Raw genomic sequence first — 1,771 nt, 5'->3', positions numbered from 1 at the left:
TTGAGGGCAAAGCTGTGAAAGGCTTGCCGCGGTTCACACTGTCGCGGGGCTATGTGGCGGTGCATGATGGGGATATTCGCACCAAGGAAGGCCACGGCGAGTTTGTCGCGCGCGAGCCGCATGGCGCGGTGAATCAAGCGCTTTCGACCTGGAAGGATTTGACCGCCCCGCGTGCCGTGCAGCGCTCGGGTATTCCGGCGAGCGGGGTTTGAACATGGTGAAAGTTGCTCTGATTACAGCGGGGGGCAGCGGCATGGGCGCGGGAGCTGCGCGGTCTTTGGCCGAAGCGGGATACTCTGTTGCGATCCTGTCAAGCTCTGGCAAGGGGGAGGCGCTGGCGGCCGAGTTGGGAGGGGTCGGCGTAACAGGATCGAACCAGTCTGTGGGTGACCTTCAGCGGTTGGTTGACGGCGCGATGGCGCGATGGGGGCGGATTGATGTGCTGGTCAACAGCGCCGGACATGGACCGCGCGCGCCGCTGTTGGAGTTGAGTGATGACGATTGGCACAAGGGGATGGACGTTTATCTGTTGAACGTCATTCGACCGGTGCGCTTGGTCACGCCGATCATGCAGGCGCAGGGCGGCGGCGCGATCATCAATATCTCGACGGCGTGGGTGTTTGAGCCTGCCGCGATGTTCCCGACATCCGCAGTGGCACGGGCGGGTCTGGCGTCTTTTACCAAGTTATATGCCGATCAATATGCAGCGGAAAATATCCGAATGAACAATGTGCTGCCGGGGTGGATTGATAGTTTGCCCAAAACGGATGACCGAGCGTTGACGGTTCCAATGAAGCGCTATGGCACTGTTGAGGAAATCGGTAAAACGGTTGCGTTTTTGGCATCGGAGGGGGCGGGCTACATCACCGGCCAAAACCTGCGGGTTGATGGCGGTTTGATGAGGTCGGTATGAACGCTTCGGTTGTGATTCAGGCGAATAATCTTGGCCTGACTTTTCAAACATCTGACGGGCCGGTTCATGCGTTGAAGGACGTGACCCTGAACATTGAGAAAGGCGAGTTTGTCAGTTTCATCGGGCCGTCGGGTTGTGGCAAGACCACGTTTTTGCGCTGTATGGCGGCGTTGGAAGTGCCGACCTCCGGAACCTTGACGGTGAACGGGATGACCCCGGAGGCAGCCAGACAGGCGCGGGCCTATGGGTATGTGTTTCAGGCGGCGGGCTTGTATCCTTGGCGCACAATTGGCCGCAATATCCGGTTGCCGTTGGAGATCATGGGGTTCTCGAAATGCGAACAGGCTGAACGGCTGGAGCGGGTGTTGGACCTTGTTGACCTGAAAGGGTTCGGGGCGAAATACCCGTGGCAGTTGTCGGGCGGGATGCAGCAGCGGGCGAGCATCGCGCGGGCGCTGGCTTTTGATGCCGAAATTCTGTTGATGGATGAACCCTTTGGCGCGTTGGATGAGATTGTGCGCGACCATCTGAATGAGGAATTGCTCAAGCTGTGGGCGCGGACGCAGAAGACGATTGCGTTCGTCACCCATTCTATCCCGGAAGCGGTGTTTCTTTCGACCAAGATCGTGGTGATGAGCCCGAGGCCGGGGCGGATACATGATGTGATCGACAGCACCCTGCCGAGAGAGCGGCCATTGGATATTCGCGACTCGGCGGAATTCATTGCGATTGCGCATCGGGTGCGGGATGGGTTGCGCGCGGGGCATGGGTATGAGGAATGAGCTTGTGATCAGGCGGAAGGGGGGCATTCCGCGCTGCCTTGGCCTTCGGATCAAATCGTGGCCGAAGGTGGTTCGG

At 59.2% G+C, this 1,771-nt stretch carries 2 protein-coding genes and 1 pseudogene; all 3 read left to right on the top strand.

Annotated elements, in window-relative coordinates; translation table 11 throughout:
* Positions 1-212, top strand: a pseudogene (locus tag L0H65_RS19425) (dihydropyrimidinase); the annotation flags it as partial.
* Between the two features lie 2 nt (positions 213-214).
* Positions 215-913, top strand: a complete 699-nt coding sequence (locus tag L0H65_RS19420) for an SDR family oxidoreductase (RefSeq protein ID WP_301460830.1) — start codon at positions 215-217, stop codon at positions 911-913.
* Entirely contained in the window at positions 910-1,695 is a 786-nt protein-coding gene (locus L0H65_RS19415; RefSeq protein ID WP_301460829.1) for an ABC transporter ATP-binding protein, read from the top strand. The genes L0H65_RS19420 and L0H65_RS19415 overlap by 4 nt, the downstream gene beginning before the upstream one ends.
* Positions 1,696-1,771: the final 76 nt, after the last annotated feature.

This window comes from Pseudorhodobacter sp., from assembly GCF_030452865.1.
In the GTDB taxonomy this organism is placed as follows: domain Bacteria; phylum Pseudomonadota; class Alphaproteobacteria; order Rhodobacterales; family Rhodobacteraceae; genus Pseudorhodobacter.
The sequence above is the reverse complement of the archived record's forward strand: the minus strand, read 5'-3'. Positions and strand labels throughout refer to the sequence as shown.